This is a genomic window from Brevibacterium sanguinis, from assembly GCF_039528855.1.
GTDB lineage: Bacteria > Actinomycetota > Actinomycetes > Actinomycetales > Brevibacteriaceae > Brevibacterium > Brevibacterium sanguinis.
The window spans coordinates 20,222-34,324 of sequence record NZ_BAAAMB010000013.1; the positions used below are offsets into that span (position 1 = coordinate 20,222).

The window sequence follows — 14,103 nt, forward strand, 5'->3', positions numbered from 1 at the left end:
TATCGTTTCGTGACAATGATCGCCCCCGCGTCGCCGCCCTGCCTCTGCATCCGGCGATCCGCCCCGTGACCTCCCATGTCGTCGTCCCCGTAGGACCGGCCGCGGCGACTGCTAGCGTGAGCACAGTCATTGCCGCGCACAGGGAGGAGAGCACCATGGACGATCTCGACGCCATCACCGAGGAATCGCTCGTCGCGAAGGGGGGCCGCAAATGGTCGTCGTTCCCGGGCAGCCTCGGTGCTTTCATCGCCGAGATGGACTTCGGGGTCGCTCCCGTCATCCGGCAGGCGCTCACCGAGATCGACGCCCGCGACCTCTACGGCTACGCGCCGACGAGTCTCGTCTCCGATCTCCGCAGCGCCACCTCGGCGTTCTGTGCCGAACGCTACGGCTGGCAGTTCCCCGCCGCGCACGTCCACCTCGCCAGCGACGTCCTCGCAGCCTTCATCGGCGTGCTCGAGCACCTCACCCCGGCCGGCACACCGATCGTCCTGCCGACCCCGGCGTACATGCCGTTCTTCGACGTCGCTGCGGTCACCGGCCGAGAACTCATCGAGGTGCCGATGCTGCGGACGGAGACCGACTGGCAGGTCGACCTCGACGCCGTGGCCGAAGCGCTCACCCCGGGGGCCACCCTCGTCCTGTGCAATCCGCACAACCCGATCGGGAAGGTCTATTCGCCCGCGGAGCTGCTCGCGATCGCCGAGGTGGTCGAGGCCGCGGGCGCGCGGGTGTTCTCCGATGAGATCCACGCTCCCCTCGTCTACGATCCCGCCCACCATGTGCCGTATGCGAGCCTGAGCGAGGTGACCGCCGGACACACCGCCACGGCGACCGCGGCGTCGAAGGCCTTCAACATCCCCGGCCTCAAATGCGCGCAGCTCATCCTCACGAATCCCCACGACCGTGAGACCTGGGCCCGGAAGGGGCACTTCGTCTCCGGTGCGGCCGCGAACCCCGGCATCCTCGCCACGACCGCCGCCTACTCCCAGGGCGGCGACTGGCTCGCCGAGATCACCGCGTACCTCAAGGGCAACCGCGACGTCCTCACCGATCTGCTCACCTCCGAGCTGCCGAACGCGGCCTACATCCCGCCCGACGGCACCTACCTCGCGTGGCTCGACCTGCGCGGCTACGGGTTCGAGTCAGGGCTCTCGGCGCACTTCAACGAGGCGGCGAAGGTCGCAGTGACCGAGGGGCGCCTCTGCGGGAGGGTCGGCGCCGGCCATGTCCGGATCAACTTCGCCCTCCCCCGTCCCCTCCTCGAGGAGGCCGTGTACCGCCTCGTCGCCGCGGTCCGGCGCGGACCGCACGACTGAGCACCCAGCCGTCAGGCCAGCGGTGTCGCAGCCTCAGCCCTCCGGCAGCCATTCGATGAGGTCGAAGGCCGCGTTCTCCGCCGCCGCCTCCCGCACCTGCTGGTCGTAGCGGAGATAGTACTCGAGGTTGCAGCGGTCCATGAACGTCCGGAAGCGCTGCGAGGGCTGCTCGGACCCGACGATCTCCGCCGGCAGCAGCGGGTTCTCCATGACCGCGCGCCCGACCCGGTAGTAGAGGTCGAAGAACCGGCCGATCGGCAGCTCCGGCAGACCTGCCCCCGGTTTGTCGCGCGGCCCGCCGAGGCGGCTGATCTCGACCTCGAACTCCTCGATCTGCCGGCGGGCACCGGCGAGTTCGAAGGCGATCGCGGTCATCCGCTTCGCCGCGGCGTGGTCGGCGGGAACGATCTGCGTGCACTCGTACCAGCCGCCGTCGATGTCGCCCGGCAGCTGGGCGCGCAGAGCGTGGCTGCGATCGGCGAATCCGATGAGGACCCCGGCGCGCAGCTGCCGGTACCCGAGCATGCGCGCGACGTACTGGAAGCGGTCGCGCAGGGGGCGAGAGGTCTCGGGGATCGTGTAGAGGGCGGCGTGGAAGCGGCCGGTGAACTCCGGCAGTTCGCGGTCGCCGCTGATGTCGCGGAACTGCGCGAGGATCCGCGGGCTGAGCCGGTACTGGGTGACGCGACCGCAGCGCTCGAGGGAGATGAGGTCGCGCTGGGCCATGCGGGTGAGCTGGTTGCGCACGCTCGAGGCCGAATAGCCGTGGTCGGCGAGGATGCGCACGATGATCGGGCCGGGCACCCCGCTCGCCCGCAGACATCCGAAGACGGAGACGACGTCGAAGGCGATCCGCGTCAGCCGATAGCGATCGCCCACATCTCGCCTACGTTTCGTGGCAAGTTGGACGTCGCTCATGCCTCAATCCTACCGTGAGAGCCATCCCACCAGGGCTGATGAGAAGGGACGAATGATCATGGACAACGACAGGTTCGAGCGCAGGCAGCGGGTCTATTCGACGGCGAAGATCACGGGTCTGCTCGCGGGCTCAGCGGCCGCATTCATCGCCTTCTGCCTCTTCCAGATCTTCGGTGCCGAGATCCTCGAGACGGCCGTGTGGATGTTCGCCCTCGGGCTGATGACGTTCTCCGGGGTCTTCGTCGCCACGTACCTCGGGGTCGCGGCCTCGACGCGCGGGACCACGGTCGGCAGCTGAGGCCCCACTCCCCTCACCCGGATGCCGTCGCACCGCGACGGCACTGCGCTCACTGCCCCGGCGGCACCGGGGTGATCCCGAACTCGGCGAGTTCGGCGGCCCCGCCGTCGGGTGCGGTGAGCACCCACACTCCGCCGTCGTGCCGGGCGACACTGTGCTCCCAATGGCTCGCCCGAGAGCCGTCGGCGGTGACGACCGTCCAGTCGTCGGCGAGGGTCACCGTCTCCGGGCTGCCGGCCGTGAGCATCGGCTCGATCGCCAGGCACATGCCCGGCCTGATCTTCGGACCGTTCGACTTCGCGCGGTAGTTGAGGACCTCCGGCGGCATGTGCATCGACGTGCCGATGCCGTGACCGGTGAACTCCTCGACGAGACCGAGGTCGGGAGCCGCCTCGGTGACATAGTCGTCGATGGCATCCCCGATGTCGCTGACCTTCGTGCCCGTCGCGAACGCCGCGATCCCGGCCCACATGGCCCGCTCGGTCGCGGCAGACAGGGCCCGGTCGGCCGCCGTGCCCGCGGCGTCCCCGCCGACGATCATCGTGAAGGCGGAATCCCCGTGGAATCCGTCGACGATCGCACCGCCGTCGATCGAGACGAGGTCGCCCGGCTCGAGCACGCGCTGCCCGGGGATACCGTGGACGATCTCCTCATTGACGGAGATGCACAGGACCGCCGGGAAGCCCTGGTAGCCCTTGAAGTTCGACGTCGCCCCCGCCTCGGCGATGACCGCTTCCGCGGCGGCATCGACCTCAGCGGTCGTCGCGCCCGGCACCGCGGCGGCCCGGGCGGCGTCGAGCGCGGCCCGCGTGACCGCGCCGGCCGCCCGCATGCTCTTCAGCTGCGCGGGCGACTTCAGCTCGATCCGGGGACCGAAGATCATCGCAGGGAGTCGAGGATGCGATCGGTGATCGCGGAGACCTCACCGAGGCCGTCGACCTCACGGAGCAGTCCGCGCTCGCGGTAGATGTCGGTGAGCGGCTGCGTCTGCTCGGCGTAGACGTCGAGGCGGTGGCGGATGACGTCCTCGCTGTCGTCGCTGCGGCCTTCCTTCTCCGCTCGGGCGAGCAGCCGGGCAACGACCTCGTCGACATCGGCGGTGAGCTCGACGACGGCGGAGAGCTCGTGGCCGCCGGCCTCGAGCATCCGATCGAGTTCGGCGACCTGCGCGGCGGTGCGCGGGTAGCCGTCGAGGAGGAAGCCGGACGCGGCGTCGTCCTGCGCGAGACGATCGGCGACCATCTTGTTCGTCACCTCGTCGGGCACGTACTCACCGGCGTCCATGTAGCGCTTCGCGAGCGTGCCCAGCTCGGTCTCGCCCTTGACGTTGGCGCGGAAGATGTCCCCGGTCGAGATCGCGGGGATGTCGAGCGCCTCGGCGAGTCGTGCCGCCTGGGTGCCCTTGCCGGCGCCGGGCGCGCCGATGAGGATGATGCGTGAACTCATATCTGTCCTTCCGGAGAAATGCGCTGACCGTGGGATCAGCGGAGCAGGCCCTCATAGTGGCGCTGCTGCATCTGCGCGTCGATCTGCTTGACCGTCTCGAGGCCGACACCCACGACGATGAGCAGCGAGGTGCCGCCGAAGGGGAAGTTCTGGTTCGCGTTGATGAGAACCAGGGCGATGAGCGGGATGAGCGCGACGAACGCGAGGTAGAGCGATCCGGGGAAGTTGATGCGGCTGAGCACGTAGCTCAGGTACTCCGCGGTGGGACGTCCGGCCCGGATGCCGGGGATGAAGCCGCCGTACTTCTTCATGTTGTCCGCGACTTCCTCCGGGTTGAAGGTGATCGCGACGTAGAAGTACGAGAAGAAGATGACGAGCACCGCGTAGGCGGCGATGTAGATCGGGTGGTCACCGGTGGTGAAGTACGTGTTGATCCATTCGACCCAGTTCGTCTCGGGGTTGAAGAACTGAGCGATGAGGCTCGGCAGGTAGAGCACCGAGGAGGCGAAGATGACGGGGATGACGCCGGCCATGTTCACCTTGATCGGAATGTACGTCGAGGTGCCGCCGAACATCCGGCGCCCGACCATGCGCTTGGCGTACTGGACGGGGATGCGGCGCTGGGACTGCTCGACGAAGACGACGAGGGCGACGAGGACGAGGCCGACGGCGATGACGATGAGGAACACGTCGATGCCCTGTTCGCGGAGGATCGCGCCGAGCGAGGACGGGAAGGCCGCCGCCACCGAGGTGAAGATGAGGATCGACATGCCGTTGCCGACGCCGTGCTCGGTGATCTGCTCGCCGAGCCACATGATGAGGCCGGTGCCGGCGGTGAGCGTGATGACGAGGACGGTGATGCCCCACCACGTGTCGTTGGTGATGAGGTTCGTGCAACCTTCGATCTGACCGAACAGCGCACCGGAGCGCACGGTCGCGACGAGGGTCGTGGCGTTGAGGATCGCCAGGCCGATCGTGAGGTAGCGGGTGTACTGCGTGAGCTTGGCCTGGCCGGAGGCGCCTTCCTTGTGGAGGGCCTCGAAGCGCGGGATGACGACGCGGAGCAGCTGGACGATGATGCTCGCCGTGATGTAGGGCATGATGCCGAGGGCGAAGATCGACAGCTGGAGCAGGGCGCCGCCGCTGAAGAGGTTGATCATCGCGAACCCGCCCTCATTGAGCTGCGGGGACGCCACGCACTGCTGGACCTGCGTGTAGTCGATGCCAGGCGAGGGGATGAAGGAGCCCAGGCGGAAGAGGACGATGATGCCCAGGGTGAAGAGGAGTTTGTTCCTCAAGTCGGGCGTGGAAAAGGCCCTCCGAATTGCGCCGATCAAGCGTCCTCCTCAGGGGGATGGAAGTCAGGGTCGCTGTCACGACCTGGCGAATGAGACAAATACCTGCAAAAGACTACCAGGGTGCGGGTCTCAGGCAGAAACCGAGCGGGCCCCTCTCCCCCGGTCTCGCGCCGGTCTCGGGTCCCATCGTGAGGAGGGTCTCGCCGAGGCGGCGCCCGGGTTCTCCTCAGGTGTGCCCAATGCCCGCTGCCGGGGTACGGGGATGCCGAAAGGGGCGGTCACAGTGTGACCGCCCCTTCCGTCTCGGGGTCCTGATGCCGTGCCCGCGTGTGCGGGCCCGCACTCAGGCCTCGGTGGCGCTTCCGCCTGCAGCTGCGATCTTCTCGAGCGCCGAGCCCGAGAACTTGTCTGCAGTGATGTTGATCGCCACGGTGATCTCACCCGTGCCCAGAACCTTGACCGGCTGCTTCGGGCGCACAGCGCCCTTGGCGACCAGATCGGCGACGGTGACGTCGCCGCCTTCCGGGAACAGAGCCGACAGCTTGTCGAGGTTGACGACCTGGAAGGTCACCTTCGCGGGGTTCTTGAACCCACGCAGCTTGGGCAGACGCATGTGCATCGGCGTCTGTCCACCCTCGAAGCCGTGCGGAACCTGGTAGCGGGCCTTCGTGCCCTTGGTTCCGCGACCGGCGGTCTTGCCCTTCGAGCCCTCACCGCGACCCACACGGGTCTTCGCGGTCTTGGCGCCGGGGGCCGGACGGAGATCGTGGATCTTCAGTGCGTCGTTGTTCGCCATTTCAGTCCACCTCTTCCACTGTCACCAGGTGACGCACGACGTTGATCATGCCCCGGATCTCCGGGCGATCGTCGTGCACCACGACGTCGTTGATCCGCTTGAGGCCGAGCGAACGCAGCGAGTCGCGCTGGTTCTGCTTGCCGCCGATCTCGGACTTCTTCTGAGTTACCTTGAGCTTCGCCATCAGGCCTTCGCCCCGCTTTCAGCAGCCGCGCGCAGAAGCGCGTGCGGTGCGACCTCGTCGACGGGCAGTCCACGGCGAGCCGCGACTTCCTCGGGACGCTCGAGGCTCTGGAGAGCCTTGATCGCAGCGTGGACGATGTTGATCGCGTTCGACGAACCCAGCGACTTGGACAGGATGTCCTGGACGCCGGCAGCGTCGAGCACTGCACGGACCGGACCGCCGGCGATGACGCCGGTACCCGGAGCGGCGGGACGGAGCAGGACGACGCCTGCCGCTTCCTCACCCTGGACGGGGTGGGGAATCGTCTTCTGGATGCGGGGGACGCGGAAGAAGTTCTTCTTCGCCTCCTCGACACCCTTCGCGATGGCGGCGGGAACTTCCTTCGCCTTGCCGTAGCCCATGCCGACCATGCCGTCACCGTCACCGACGACGACGAGGGCGGTGAAGGAGAACCGACGTCCACCCTTGACGACCTTCGACACGCGGTTGATCGTGACGACGTGCTCGATGAACTGGCTCTTCTCTTCGCGGTCTCCGCGACCGCCGCGACCGCGACCCTCGCCGCGTCCGCGACCCTGGCCGCGTCCGCCGCGGTTGTCACCGCCGCGGTTGTCGGAACCGCGGTTCTCAGCAGTCTCCTGCGAGACGTTGTTCTCTTCGCTCATAGCGCCAATCCTCCTTCACGGGCACCTTCGGCGATGGCCTGCACACGGCCGTGGTAGGCGTTGCCTCCACGGTCGAACACGACGGCCTCGACGCCGGCTTCCTTGGCGCGCTGCGCAACCAGCTCGCCGACCTTGCGTGCCTTGCCGGTCTTATCTGCTTCGAGTGCGCGCAGATCGGCTTCCATGGTGGAGGCCGAGGCCAGGGTCTTGCCGACGGTGTCGTCGATGACCTGGACGAAGACGTGGCGCGTGGAACGGGTCACTGAGAGACGGGGACGCTCGGCCGTACCACTGACATGCTTGCGCAAACGAGTGTGACGGCGCTTGCGAGCAGCTGCCCTGCCCTTGCCGTAGCTTTCCTTCTTGCCAAAGGCCATCTCTACTTACCAGCCTTTCCGACCTTGCGACGGACATTCTCTCCGGCGTAGCGGACACCCTTGCCCTTGTAGGGTTCGGGCTTGCGCAGCTTCCGGATATTCGCAGCGGTCTCGCCGACCAGCTGCTTGTCGATGCCGTGGACGGCCACCTTGTTCTGTCCTTCGACGGAGAACGAGATGCCCTCGGGCGGTTCGACGGTGATCGAGTGGCTGTAGCCGAGAGCGAACTCGAGGTTCGATCCCTTCGCCTGCACACGGTAACCGGTGCCGACGATCTCGAGACCCTTCGTGTAGCCCTCGGTGACACCGATGATCATGTTGTTGATCAGGGTGCGCGACAGTCCGTGCAACGACCGCGATTCGCGCTCGTCGTTCGGACGGGCCACGGTGACCGTGCCCTCATCGAGCGACACGGTGATCGGCTCGGCGATGGTCACGGACAGTTCGCCCTTGGGGCCCTTGACGGCCACATCCTGGCCGTCGATCTTGACCTCGACGCCAGACGGAACGGAGATCGGGTTCTTGCCGATGCGTGACATGCTCTTCTCCCCTTTCCTTACCAGACGTAGGCGAGGACTTCCCCACCCACACCCTTCTTGGCGGCCTGGCGATCCGTCAGGAGACCCGACGAGGTCGACAGGATGGCGATGCCGAGTCCACCGAGGACCTTCGGCAGGTTGGTCGACTTCGCGTAGACGCGCAGTCCCGGCTTCGACACACGGCGGAGGCCGGCGATCGAACGCTCACGGTTGGGACCGAACTTGAGATCGAGGCGCAGGGTCTTCCCGACGGTCGCGTCTTCGACGCTCCATCCGGTGATGTAGCCTTCGGCCTTGAGGATCTCGGCGATGTTCGACTTCAGCTTCGAGAACGGCATGCTGACGTCCTCGTGGTAAGCCGAGTTGGCGTTGCGCAGACGCGTGAGCATGTCTGCGACTGGATCAGTCATTGTCATGTGGGCTCGTGCCCTTCCTCGTTACGGTTTCCGCCCGCGGCATGCGCGCTTGGACCTGCAACGTAGAGATTATTTTGTCTTGAACGGGAAGCCGAGGTGGCGGAGCAGGGCCCGTCCCTCATCGTCGGTCTTCGCCGTCGTCACAACGGTGATGTCCATACCGCGGACACGATCGATGCGATCCTGATCGATCTCGTGGAACATCGACTGCTCCGTGAGACCGAAGGTGTAGTTGCCGTTGCCGTCGAACTGGCGGTCCGAGAGTCCGCGGAAGTCGCGGATGCGCGGGAGTGCCAGCGAGATGACCCGGTCGACGAATTCCCACATCCGGGCTCCGCGCATGGTGACGTGGGCGCCGATGGGCTGGCCTTCGCGCAGCTTGAACTGAGCGATGGACTTCTTCGCCCGCGTCACGATCGGCTTCTGGCCGGTGATGAGGGTGAGGTCGTTGATCGCGCCCTCGATGAGCTTCGAGTCACGCGCTGCGTCACCCACACCCATGTTGACGACGACCTTCGTGAGGCCGGGAACCTGCATCGGGTTGGCGTAGTCGAACTCCTCCTGCAGCTTACCGACGATCTCATCGCGGTAGACCTGCTTGAGGCGCGGCGCCGGACGGTTCGTGCTTGTCTCCGTCATCAGATCTCCTCCCCGGTGCGACGCGAGTAGCGGACCCGCACGGTCTTGGTGCGACCGTTGCGCTCCACCTGCTCTTCGCGGTATCCGACGCGGGTCGGCTTGTTGTCCTTGGGATCAACGAGCGCCACGTTGGACACATGGATGGGGGCTTCGTGAGTCTCACGGCCACCGGCGGTGCCGCCGGCCTGAGTCTGCGTTGCCTTCTTGTGCTTGATCACGCGGTTGACGCCCTCGACGAGGACGCGGTTGCGCTCGGGGTAGACGGCAAGGACCTTGCCCTGCTTCCCACGATCGCCGCCGCGCGACTGACGGGCACCTGCGATCACCTGGACGAGGTCGCCCTTCTTGATCTTGAGCTTGTTCGCCATGCTCACAACACCTCCGGTGCCAGGGAGACGATCTTCATGAACTTCTTGTCACGCAATTCGCGTCCCACGGGTCCGAAGATGCGGGTGCCGCGGGGTTCCCCATCAGCCTTGAGAATGACAGCTGCATTCTCGTCGAACTTGATGTAGGAGCCGTCCGGGCGGCGGCGCTCCTTGGCCGTGCGAACGATGACGGCCTTGACGACGTCACCCTTCTTCACGTTGCCGCCGGGGATTGCGTCCTTGACGGTGGCCACGATGGTGTCACCGATCGAGGCGTAGCGCCGACCGGAACCGCCGAGGATCCTGATGGCCAGGATCTCCTTGGCTCCGGTGTTGTCGGCGACTTTGAGTCGCGACTCTTGCTGAATCACTGTTTTCTCCTGTCGTCGCGCTGGTTCTCACATCGCTGCGAGCCTTGCGGAACGGATTCATTGACATACTCGCCCCGTTCCCGGTAGCCGCCCATGGCCTGAGAGTCTCAGGCCATGGGCGGGACCGGGAGGGAGGGGCGAACGCTGGATTACTTGGCGCGTTCGATGATCTCGACGAGCCGCCAGCGCTTCGCGGCCGAAACCGGACGCGTCTCAGCCACACGGACGAGGTCGCCGATGCCGGCGGTGTTCTCCTCGTCGTGGGCCTTGAGCTTGACCGACTTGCGCATGACCTTGCCGTAGAGGCGGTGCTTCTTGCGCTCTTCGATCTCGACGACGATGGTCTTGTCCATCTTGTCGGAGACGACGTAGCCACGCGCAGTCTTGCGGGAGTTGCGGTCGACAGACGTCGCCTCGGTGTTGGTCGTGTCTGCCATCACTTGTCCTCTTCCTTGGCGTCAGCGGGGTTCGGACGGATGTCCAGCTCCCGCTCATTGAGCACGGTGTAGATACGAGCGATGTCGCGACGCACGGCCTTGAGGCGGCCGTGGTTCTCCAGCTGGCCGGTGGCCGACTGGAAGCGGAGGTTGAACAGCTCGGCCTTGGCCTTCTTGAGCTCTTCCGCCAGACGCTCGTTGTCGTAACCGTCAAGCGCGTCCATGGACAGGTTCTTCGAACCGATCGCCATGCTCACTCACCACCTTCGCGGGCCACGATGCGGGCCTTGAGCGGAAGCTTGTGGATCGCCAGGCGCAGCGCCTCACGAGCAACTTCCTCGGACACACCGGCGAGTTCGAACATGACCCGTCCCGGCTTGACATTGGCAACCCACCACTCGGGAGAGCCCTTACCGGAACCCATGCGGGTCTCGGCGGGCTTCTTCGTCAGCGGTCGGTCGGGGTAGATGTTGATCCACACCTTGCCACCGCGCTTGATGTAGCGCGTCATGGCAATACGTGCGGCTTCGATCTGCCTGTTGGTGACGTAGGCCGGCTCGAGAGCCTGGATGCCGTAGTCACCGAAGGCCACCGTCGTGCCACCCTTGGCGGCGCCGCCCCGCTTGGGGTGGTGCTGCTTGCGGTACTTCACTCGACGAGGGATCAACATGTCTCAGCCCTCCGTTCCGGCCTCAGCCGCGGGGGCCTCAGCGTTGTTCTCAGTCGTGCGGGCCGAGTCGTTCCGGCGGGCTCCGCCTTCCTGACCCCGTCCACGACCGCCGCGGCCGCGACCGCGACCACGGGGGCCGCGCGCTGCCGGAGCCTTCGCCTGCTCGGCGGCAAGCTCCTTGTCGGTCATGTCGCCCTTGTAGATCCACACCTTGACGCCGATGCGTCCGAAGGTGGTGTGCGCCTCGTGGAATCCGTAGTCGATGTTCGCGCGCAGCGTGTGCAGGGGCACACGGCCTTCGCGGTAGAACTCCGACCGGCTCATCTCAGCACCGCCGAGGCGGCCCGAGCACTGCACGCGGATGCCCTTGGCACCGGCGCGCTGGGCGCTCTGGATCGCCTTGCGCATCGCGCGGCGGAAGGCCACGCGGCTGGCGAGCTGCTCGGCAACGCCCTGAGCGACGAGCTGAGCGTCGATCTCCGGGTTCTTCACCTCAAGGATGTTGAGCTGAATCTGCTTGCCGGTGAGCTTCTCGAGCTGACCGCGGATGCGGTCGGCCTCGGCACCGCGGCGTCCGATGACGATGCCCGGACGGGCGGTGTGGATGTCCACGCGGACACGGTCACGGGTGCGCTCGATGTTGACCTTCGAGATGCCGGCCCGCTCGAGGCCCTTGGTCATCATCTGGCGGATCTTGACATCTTCGAGCACGTAGTCGCTGTAGCGCTGCCCCGGCTTGGTCGAGTCAGCGAACCACTTCGACTTGTGGTCCGTGGTGATTCCGAGTCGGAATCCGTTCGGATTGATCTTCTGGCCCATCAGCGGTTCCCCTTCCGGCTCTTCTGCTGCGGCAGGTCGTCTCCGCTGGCCAGGACCACGGTGACGTGGCTGGTGCGCTTCTCAATGCGGAACGCACGTCCCTGAGCACGCGGGCGGAACCGCTTCATGGTCGGTCCCTCGTCGACGAACGCCTCCGAGATGACCAGGTCGTTCTCGTCGAACGCGAGACCTTCCTCGTCGGCCTTGACACGCGCATTCGCGATGCCCGAGGCGACGAGCTTGTAAATCGGGTCGGACGCCGACTGCTCGGCGAACTTCAACACTGCAAGTGCTTCGGTTGCCTGCTGACCACGAATGAGGTCAATGACGCGCCGAGCCTTGCGAGGCGTGACGCGCAGGTAACGCGCCTTAGCCTTGGCTTCCATCGCTTCCTTCTCTCCTGTCTGAGATCGCTGGTCCCCCGCCTCAGCGGCGGCGACCCTTGCGATCGTCCTTTTCGTGGCCACGGAACGTCCGTGTGGGTGCGAACTCGCCGAGCTTGTGCCCGACCATCGCTTCAGTGATGAAGACCGGCACGTGCTTGCGTCCGTCGTGAACGGCGATGGTGTGTCCCAGGAAGTCCGGGATGATCATCGAGCGACGCGACCAGGTCTTGATTACGTTCTTGGTGTTCTTCTCGTTCTGACGAGCGACCTTCTGGTACAGGTGCTCATCGACGAAAGGACCCTTTTTGAGGCTACGAGGCATAAGTCAGTACTCCAATCAGCGCTTCTTGCCGGTCCGGCGACGGCGCACGATGTACTTGTCGCTCTCTTTCTTCGGCCGGCGAGTGCGGCCTTCTGGCTGACCCCACGGGCTGACCGGGTGACGACCACCCGAGGTCCGGCCCTCGCCACCGCCGTGCGGGTGGTCGATCGGGTTCATGACGACACCACGCACGGACGGGCGCTTGCCCTTCCAGCGCATGCGACCTGCCTTGCCCCAGTTGATGTTCGACTGCTCGGCGTTGCCGACCTCGCCGACCGTGGCACGGCAGCGGGCGTCGACGTTGCGGATCTCGCCCGAAGGCATCCGCAGCTGAGCGAAACGGCCGTACTTCGCGACGAGCTGCACGGACGAGCCGGCAGAACGGGCGATCTTGGCTCCGCCACCGGGGCGCAGCTCAACGGCGTGCACGACGGTGCCGACTGGGATGTTGCGCAGGGCGAGGTTGTTGCCCGGCTTGATGTCTGCACCCGGTCCGGCTTCCACCTGAGCGCCCTGCTTGAGGTTCTGCGGGGCGATGATGTAGCGCTTCTCACCGTCTGCGTAGTGCAGGAGGGCGATGCGCGCGGTGCGGTTCGGGTCGTACTCGATGTGTGCGACCTTCGCCGGGACACCATCTTTGTCGTGGCGGCGGAAGTCGATGACACGGTACTGGCGCTTGTGACCGCCGCCCTGATGGCGAGTGGTCACGCGTCCCTGGTTGTTGCGGCCGCCGCGCTTGGGCAGCGGGCGCAGAAGCGACTTCTCCGGCGTCGACCGGGTCACTTCGACGAAGTCGGCGACCGACGAGCCACGGCGGCCCGGGGTCGTCGGCTTGTGCTTGCGAATTCCCATGAGTCTTGTCCTTCTTATGCGAAGGATCGCTTAGAGCGATCCACCGAAGATGTCGATCGATCCGTCCTTGAGGGCGACAATGGCACGCTTGGTGTCCTTGCGCTTTCCCCAACCGGTGCGGGTGCGGCGGCGCTTGCCCTGACGGTTCAGGGTGTTCACCTTGGCGACCTGCACATCGAAGATCGATTCAATGGCGTTCTTGATCTCGGTCTTGTTCGAGCGCTGATCGACGATGAAGGTGTACTTCCCCTCGTCCATCAGGCTGTAGGTCTTTTCCGAGACGACCGGCGCGATGATGATGTCGCGCGGATCCTTGAAGTTGAGACTCATGATGCGTCCTCCGAATTGCGGTTTCCGCCCAGGAACGCGGCAAGAGCTGCCTCGGTGAACACGATGTCATCGGCGACCAGCACGTCGTACGTGTTGAGCTGGTCGGAGGTGAGCACGTGCACGTGCGGCAGGTTGCGAACGCTGAGGTAGGTGAGCTCGTCGTCACGGTCGAGCACCACGAGGGTGTTCTTGCGATCGGAGAGGCCGCCCAGAGCGAGCTTCGCCTGCTTGGTCGACGGGGCGTCGCCGGTGATGAGGTTCTTCACGACGAAGACCTGATCGAGGCGTGCGCGGTCGGAGAGGGCTCCGCGCAGAGCGGCGGCCTTCATCTTCTTCGGGGTCCGCTGCGAGTAGTCGCGCGGCACCGGACCGTGCACGATTCCACCGCCGTTGTACTGGGGAGCGCGGATCGAACCCTGACGGGCGTTGCCGGTTCCCTTCTGACGGTAGGGCTTGCGACCGCCGCCGCGAACTTCGGAGCGGGTCTTGGTCTTGTGCGTGCCCTGGCGGGCAGCTGCGAGCTGTGCGACGACGACCTGGTGGATGAGCGGCACGTTGGTCGCCACGCCGAAGACCTCGGCAGGCAGGTCAACGGAACCGGTCTTCGCACCGGTGGCATCGACGACGTCGACTGTCTTGACATCAGTCATGTC

Annotated in this window: 24 protein-coding genes; 2 read left to right on the forward strand and 22 right to left on the reverse strand. The window is 65.9% G+C overall.

Translation table 11 applies throughout. The features are described 5' to 3' along the window. Window positions 1-155 precede the first annotated feature (155 nt). A complete protein-coding gene (locus ABD154_RS14205; protein ID WP_211977963.1) occupies window positions 156-1,319 on the forward strand; it encodes a MalY/PatB family protein in 1,164 nt (387 codons plus the stop codon). A gap of 33 nt (window positions 1,320-1,352) precedes the next feature. Here the strand turns inward: ABD154_RS14205 and ABD154_RS14210 are convergent, their stop codons facing one another. Then, the gene (locus tag ABD154_RS14210; RefSeq protein WP_344251499.1) at window positions 1,353-2,237 is read right to left on the reverse strand and encodes a PaaX family transcriptional regulator; all 885 of its coding nucleotides are present in this window, start codon (window positions 2,235-2,237) and stop codon (window positions 1,353-1,355) included. Between the two features lie 58 nt (window positions 2,238-2,295). Between ABD154_RS14210 and ABD154_RS14215 the strand changes: the two genes are divergently transcribed. Then, complete coding sequence (locus ABD154_RS14215) at window positions 2,296-2,535, forward strand: hypothetical protein (RefSeq protein ID WP_198498213.1); 240 nt, start codon at window positions 2,296-2,298, stop codon at window positions 2,533-2,535. Between the two features lie 49 nt (window positions 2,536-2,584). Here the strand turns inward: ABD154_RS14215 and map are convergent, their stop codons facing one another. From map to rplD, 21 genes are all read right to left on the reverse strand, one after another. Then, window positions 2,585-3,418 (reverse strand): type I methionyl aminopeptidase, encoded by an 834-nt coding sequence (map, locus tag ABD154_RS14220; RefSeq protein ID WP_211977964.1) that lies wholly within the window; start codon window positions 3,416-3,418, stop codon window positions 2,585-2,587. Next, window positions 3,415-3,981 (reverse strand): adenylate kinase, encoded by a 567-nt coding sequence (locus ABD154_RS14225; RefSeq protein WP_198498211.1) that lies wholly within the window; start codon window positions 3,979-3,981, stop codon window positions 3,415-3,417. The genes map and ABD154_RS14225 overlap by 4 nt, the downstream gene beginning before the upstream one ends. Before the next feature lie 35 nt (window positions 3,982-4,016). After that, complete coding sequence (gene secY, locus ABD154_RS14230; protein ID WP_198498210.1) at window positions 4,017-5,318, reverse strand: preprotein translocase subunit SecY; 1,302 nt, start codon at window positions 5,316-5,318, stop codon at window positions 4,017-4,019. 304 nt (window positions 5,319-5,622) lie between these two features. Further along, the gene (rplO, locus tag ABD154_RS14235; protein WP_137826771.1) at window positions 5,623-6,075 is read right to left on the reverse strand and encodes a 50S ribosomal protein L15; all 453 of its coding nucleotides are present in this window, start codon (window positions 6,073-6,075) and stop codon (window positions 5,623-5,625) included. A 1-nt stretch (window position 6,076) separates the two neighbouring features. After that, window positions 6,077-6,259 carry a 50S ribosomal protein L30 gene (gene rpmD, locus ABD154_RS14240; RefSeq protein WP_198498209.1) on the reverse strand — a complete coding sequence of 61 codons (183 nt, stop codon included), beginning with the start codon at window positions 6,257-6,259 and terminating at the stop codon, window positions 6,077-6,079. Next, window positions 6,259-6,924, reverse strand: coding sequence for a 30S ribosomal protein S5 (rpsE, locus tag ABD154_RS14245; RefSeq protein ID WP_232623529.1), 666 nt, complete (start codon window positions 6,922-6,924; stop codon window positions 6,259-6,261). The genes rpmD and rpsE overlap by 1 nt, the downstream gene beginning before the upstream one ends. Then, on the reverse strand, window positions 6,921-7,301 hold the full coding sequence (gene rplR / locus ABD154_RS14250; RefSeq protein WP_137826772.1) for a 50S ribosomal protein L18: 381 nt from the start codon (window positions 7,299-7,301) through the stop codon (window positions 6,921-6,923). Before rplR ends, rpsE begins: the two co-directional genes overlap by 4 nt. A 2-nt stretch (window positions 7,302-7,303) precedes the next feature. Beyond that, on the reverse strand, window positions 7,304-7,840 hold the full coding sequence (rplF, locus tag ABD154_RS14255; protein ID WP_137826773.1) for a 50S ribosomal protein L6: 537 nt from the start codon (window positions 7,838-7,840) through the stop codon (window positions 7,304-7,306). A 17-nt stretch (window positions 7,841-7,857) separates the two neighbouring features. Further along, window positions 7,858-8,256, reverse strand: a complete 399-nt coding sequence (rpsH, locus tag ABD154_RS14260; protein WP_137826774.1) for a 30S ribosomal protein S8 — start codon at window positions 8,254-8,256, stop codon at window positions 7,858-7,860. Between the two features lie 69 nt (window positions 8,257-8,325). Further along, window positions 8,326-8,895 carry a 50S ribosomal protein L5 gene (gene rplE / locus ABD154_RS14265; RefSeq protein WP_137826775.1) on the reverse strand — a complete coding sequence of 190 codons (570 nt, stop codon included), beginning with the start codon at window positions 8,893-8,895 and terminating at the stop codon, window positions 8,326-8,328. Next, a complete protein-coding gene (rplX, locus tag ABD154_RS14270; protein WP_137826776.1) occupies window positions 8,895-9,263 on the reverse strand; it encodes a 50S ribosomal protein L24 in 369 nt (122 codons plus the stop codon). The genes rplE and rplX overlap by 1 nt, the downstream gene beginning before the upstream one ends. Before the next feature lie 2 nt (window positions 9,264-9,265). After that, window positions 9,266-9,634 carry a 50S ribosomal protein L14 gene (gene rplN / locus ABD154_RS14275; RefSeq protein WP_137826777.1) on the reverse strand — a complete coding sequence of 123 codons (369 nt, stop codon included), beginning with the start codon at window positions 9,632-9,634 and terminating at the stop codon, window positions 9,266-9,268. 149 nt (window positions 9,635-9,783) lie between these two features. Next, on the reverse strand, window positions 9,784-10,071 hold the full coding sequence (gene rpsQ, locus ABD154_RS14280) for a 30S ribosomal protein S17 (protein ID WP_140955548.1): 288 nt from the start codon (window positions 10,069-10,071) through the stop codon (window positions 9,784-9,786). Then, entirely contained in the window at window positions 10,071-10,322 is a 252-nt protein-coding gene (gene rpmC / locus ABD154_RS14285) for a 50S ribosomal protein L29 (protein WP_137826121.1), read from the reverse strand. Before rpmC ends, rpsQ begins: the two co-directional genes overlap by 1 nt. 2 nt (window positions 10,323-10,324) lie before the next feature. Next, on the reverse strand, window positions 10,325-10,741 hold the full coding sequence (gene rplP / locus ABD154_RS14290) for a 50S ribosomal protein L16 (RefSeq protein ID WP_009379199.1): 417 nt from the start codon (window positions 10,739-10,741) through the stop codon (window positions 10,325-10,327). 3 nt (window positions 10,742-10,744) lie between these two features. Beyond that, on the reverse strand, window positions 10,745-11,560 hold the full coding sequence (gene rpsC, locus ABD154_RS14295; protein WP_137826117.1) for a 30S ribosomal protein S3: 816 nt from the start codon (window positions 11,558-11,560) through the stop codon (window positions 10,745-10,747). Further along, the gene (gene rplV / locus ABD154_RS14300) at window positions 11,560-11,946 is read right to left on the reverse strand and encodes a 50S ribosomal protein L22 (protein ID WP_137826116.1); all 387 of its coding nucleotides are present in this window, start codon (window positions 11,944-11,946) and stop codon (window positions 11,560-11,562) included. Before rplV ends, rpsC begins: the two co-directional genes overlap by 1 nt. A gap of 40 nt (window positions 11,947-11,986) precedes the next feature. After that, complete coding sequence (gene rpsS, locus ABD154_RS14305) at window positions 11,987-12,268, reverse strand: 30S ribosomal protein S19 (RefSeq protein WP_113905439.1); 282 nt, start codon at window positions 12,266-12,268, stop codon at window positions 11,987-11,989. Between the two features lie 15 nt (window positions 12,269-12,283). After that, complete coding sequence (gene rplB, locus ABD154_RS14310) at window positions 12,284-13,120, reverse strand: 50S ribosomal protein L2 (RefSeq protein WP_137826115.1); 837 nt, start codon at window positions 13,118-13,120, stop codon at window positions 12,284-12,286. 30 nt (window positions 13,121-13,150) lie between these two features. Then, the gene (gene rplW, locus ABD154_RS14315) at window positions 13,151-13,450 is read right to left on the reverse strand and encodes a 50S ribosomal protein L23 (protein ID WP_009379194.1); all 300 of its coding nucleotides are present in this window, start codon (window positions 13,448-13,450) and stop codon (window positions 13,151-13,153) included. Beyond that, a complete protein-coding gene (gene rplD, locus ABD154_RS14320; RefSeq protein WP_211977965.1) occupies window positions 13,447-14,100 on the reverse strand; it encodes a 50S ribosomal protein L4 in 654 nt (217 codons plus the stop codon). The genes rplW and rplD overlap by 4 nt, the downstream gene beginning before the upstream one ends. Between the last annotated feature and the right edge of the window lie 3 nt (window positions 14,101-14,103).

Bases quoted from the DNA above. Each gene is read 5' to 3' on its own strand.
- ABD154_RS14205 (WP_211977963.1), top strand. From the start codon at position 156: ATGGACGATCTCGACGCCATCACCGAGGAATCGCTCGTCGCGAAGGGG.
- ABD154_RS14210 (WP_344251499.1), bottom strand. From the start codon at position 2,237: ATGAGCGACGTCCAACTTGCCACGAAACGTAGGCGAGATGTGGGCGAT.
- ABD154_RS14215 (WP_198498213.1), top strand. From the start codon at position 2,296: ATGGACAACGACAGGTTCGAGCGCAGGCAGCGGGTCTATTCGACGGCG.
- map (WP_211977964.1), bottom strand. From the start codon at position 3,418: ATGATCTTCGGTCCCCGGATCGAGCTGAAGTCGCCCGCGCAGCTGAAG.
- ABD154_RS14225 (WP_198498211.1), bottom strand. From the start codon at position 3,981: ATGAGTTCACGCATCATCCTCATCGGCGCGCCCGGCGCCGGCAAGGGC.
- rplO (WP_137826771.1), bottom strand. From the start codon at position 6,075: ATGGCGAACAACGACGCACTGAAGATCCACGATCTCCGTCCGGCCCCC.
- rpmD (WP_198498209.1), bottom strand. From the start codon at position 6,259: ATGGCGAAGCTCAAGGTAACTCAGAAGAAGTCCGAGATCGGCGGCAAG.
- rpsE (WP_232623529.1), bottom strand. From the start codon at position 6,924: ATGAGCGAAGAGAACAACGTCTCGCAGGAGACTGCTGAGAACCGCGGT.
- rplR (WP_137826772.1), bottom strand. From the start codon at position 7,301: ATGGCCTTTGGCAAGAAGGAAAGCTACGGCAAGGGCAGGGCAGCTGCT.
- rplF (WP_137826773.1), bottom strand. From the start codon at position 7,840: ATGTCACGCATCGGCAAGAACCCGATCTCCGTTCCGTCTGGCGTCGAG.
- rpsH (WP_137826774.1), bottom strand. From the start codon at position 8,256: ATGACAATGACTGATCCAGTCGCAGACATGCTCACGCGTCTGCGCAAC.
- rplE (WP_137826775.1), bottom strand. From the start codon at position 8,895: ATGACGGAGACAAGCACGAACCGTCCGGCGCCGCGCCTCAAGCAGGTC.
- rplX (WP_137826776.1), bottom strand. From the start codon at position 9,263: ATGGCGAACAAGCTCAAGATCAAGAAGGGCGACCTCGTCCAGGTGATC.
- rpsQ (WP_140955548.1), bottom strand. From the start codon at position 10,071: ATGGCAGACACGACCAACACCGAGGCGACGTCTGTCGACCGCAACTCC.
- rpmC (WP_137826121.1), bottom strand. From the start codon at position 10,322: ATGGCGATCGGTTCGAAGAACCTGTCCATGGACGCGCTTGACGGTTAC.
- rplP (WP_009379199.1), bottom strand. From the start codon at position 10,741: ATGTTGATCCCTCGTCGAGTGAAGTACCGCAAGCAGCACCACCCCAAG.
- rpsC (WP_137826117.1), bottom strand. From the start codon at position 11,560: ATGGGCCAGAAGATCAATCCGAACGGATTCCGACTCGGAATCACCACG.
- rplV (WP_137826116.1), bottom strand. From the start codon at position 11,946: ATGGAAGCCAAGGCTAAGGCGCGTTACCTGCGCGTCACGCCTCGCAAG.
- rpsS (WP_113905439.1), bottom strand. From the start codon at position 12,268: ATGCCTCGTAGCCTCAAAAAGGGTCCTTTCGTCGATGAGCACCTGTAC.
- rplB (WP_137826115.1), bottom strand. From the start codon at position 13,120: ATGGGAATTCGCAAGCACAAGCCGACGACCCCGGGCCGCCGTGGCTCG.
- rplW (WP_009379194.1), bottom strand. From the start codon at position 13,450: ATGAGTCTCAACTTCAAGGATCCGCGCGACATCATCATCGCGCCGGTC.
- rplD (WP_211977965.1), bottom strand. From the start codon at position 14,100: ATGACTGATGTCAAGACAGTCGACGTCGTCGATGCCACCGGTGCGAAG.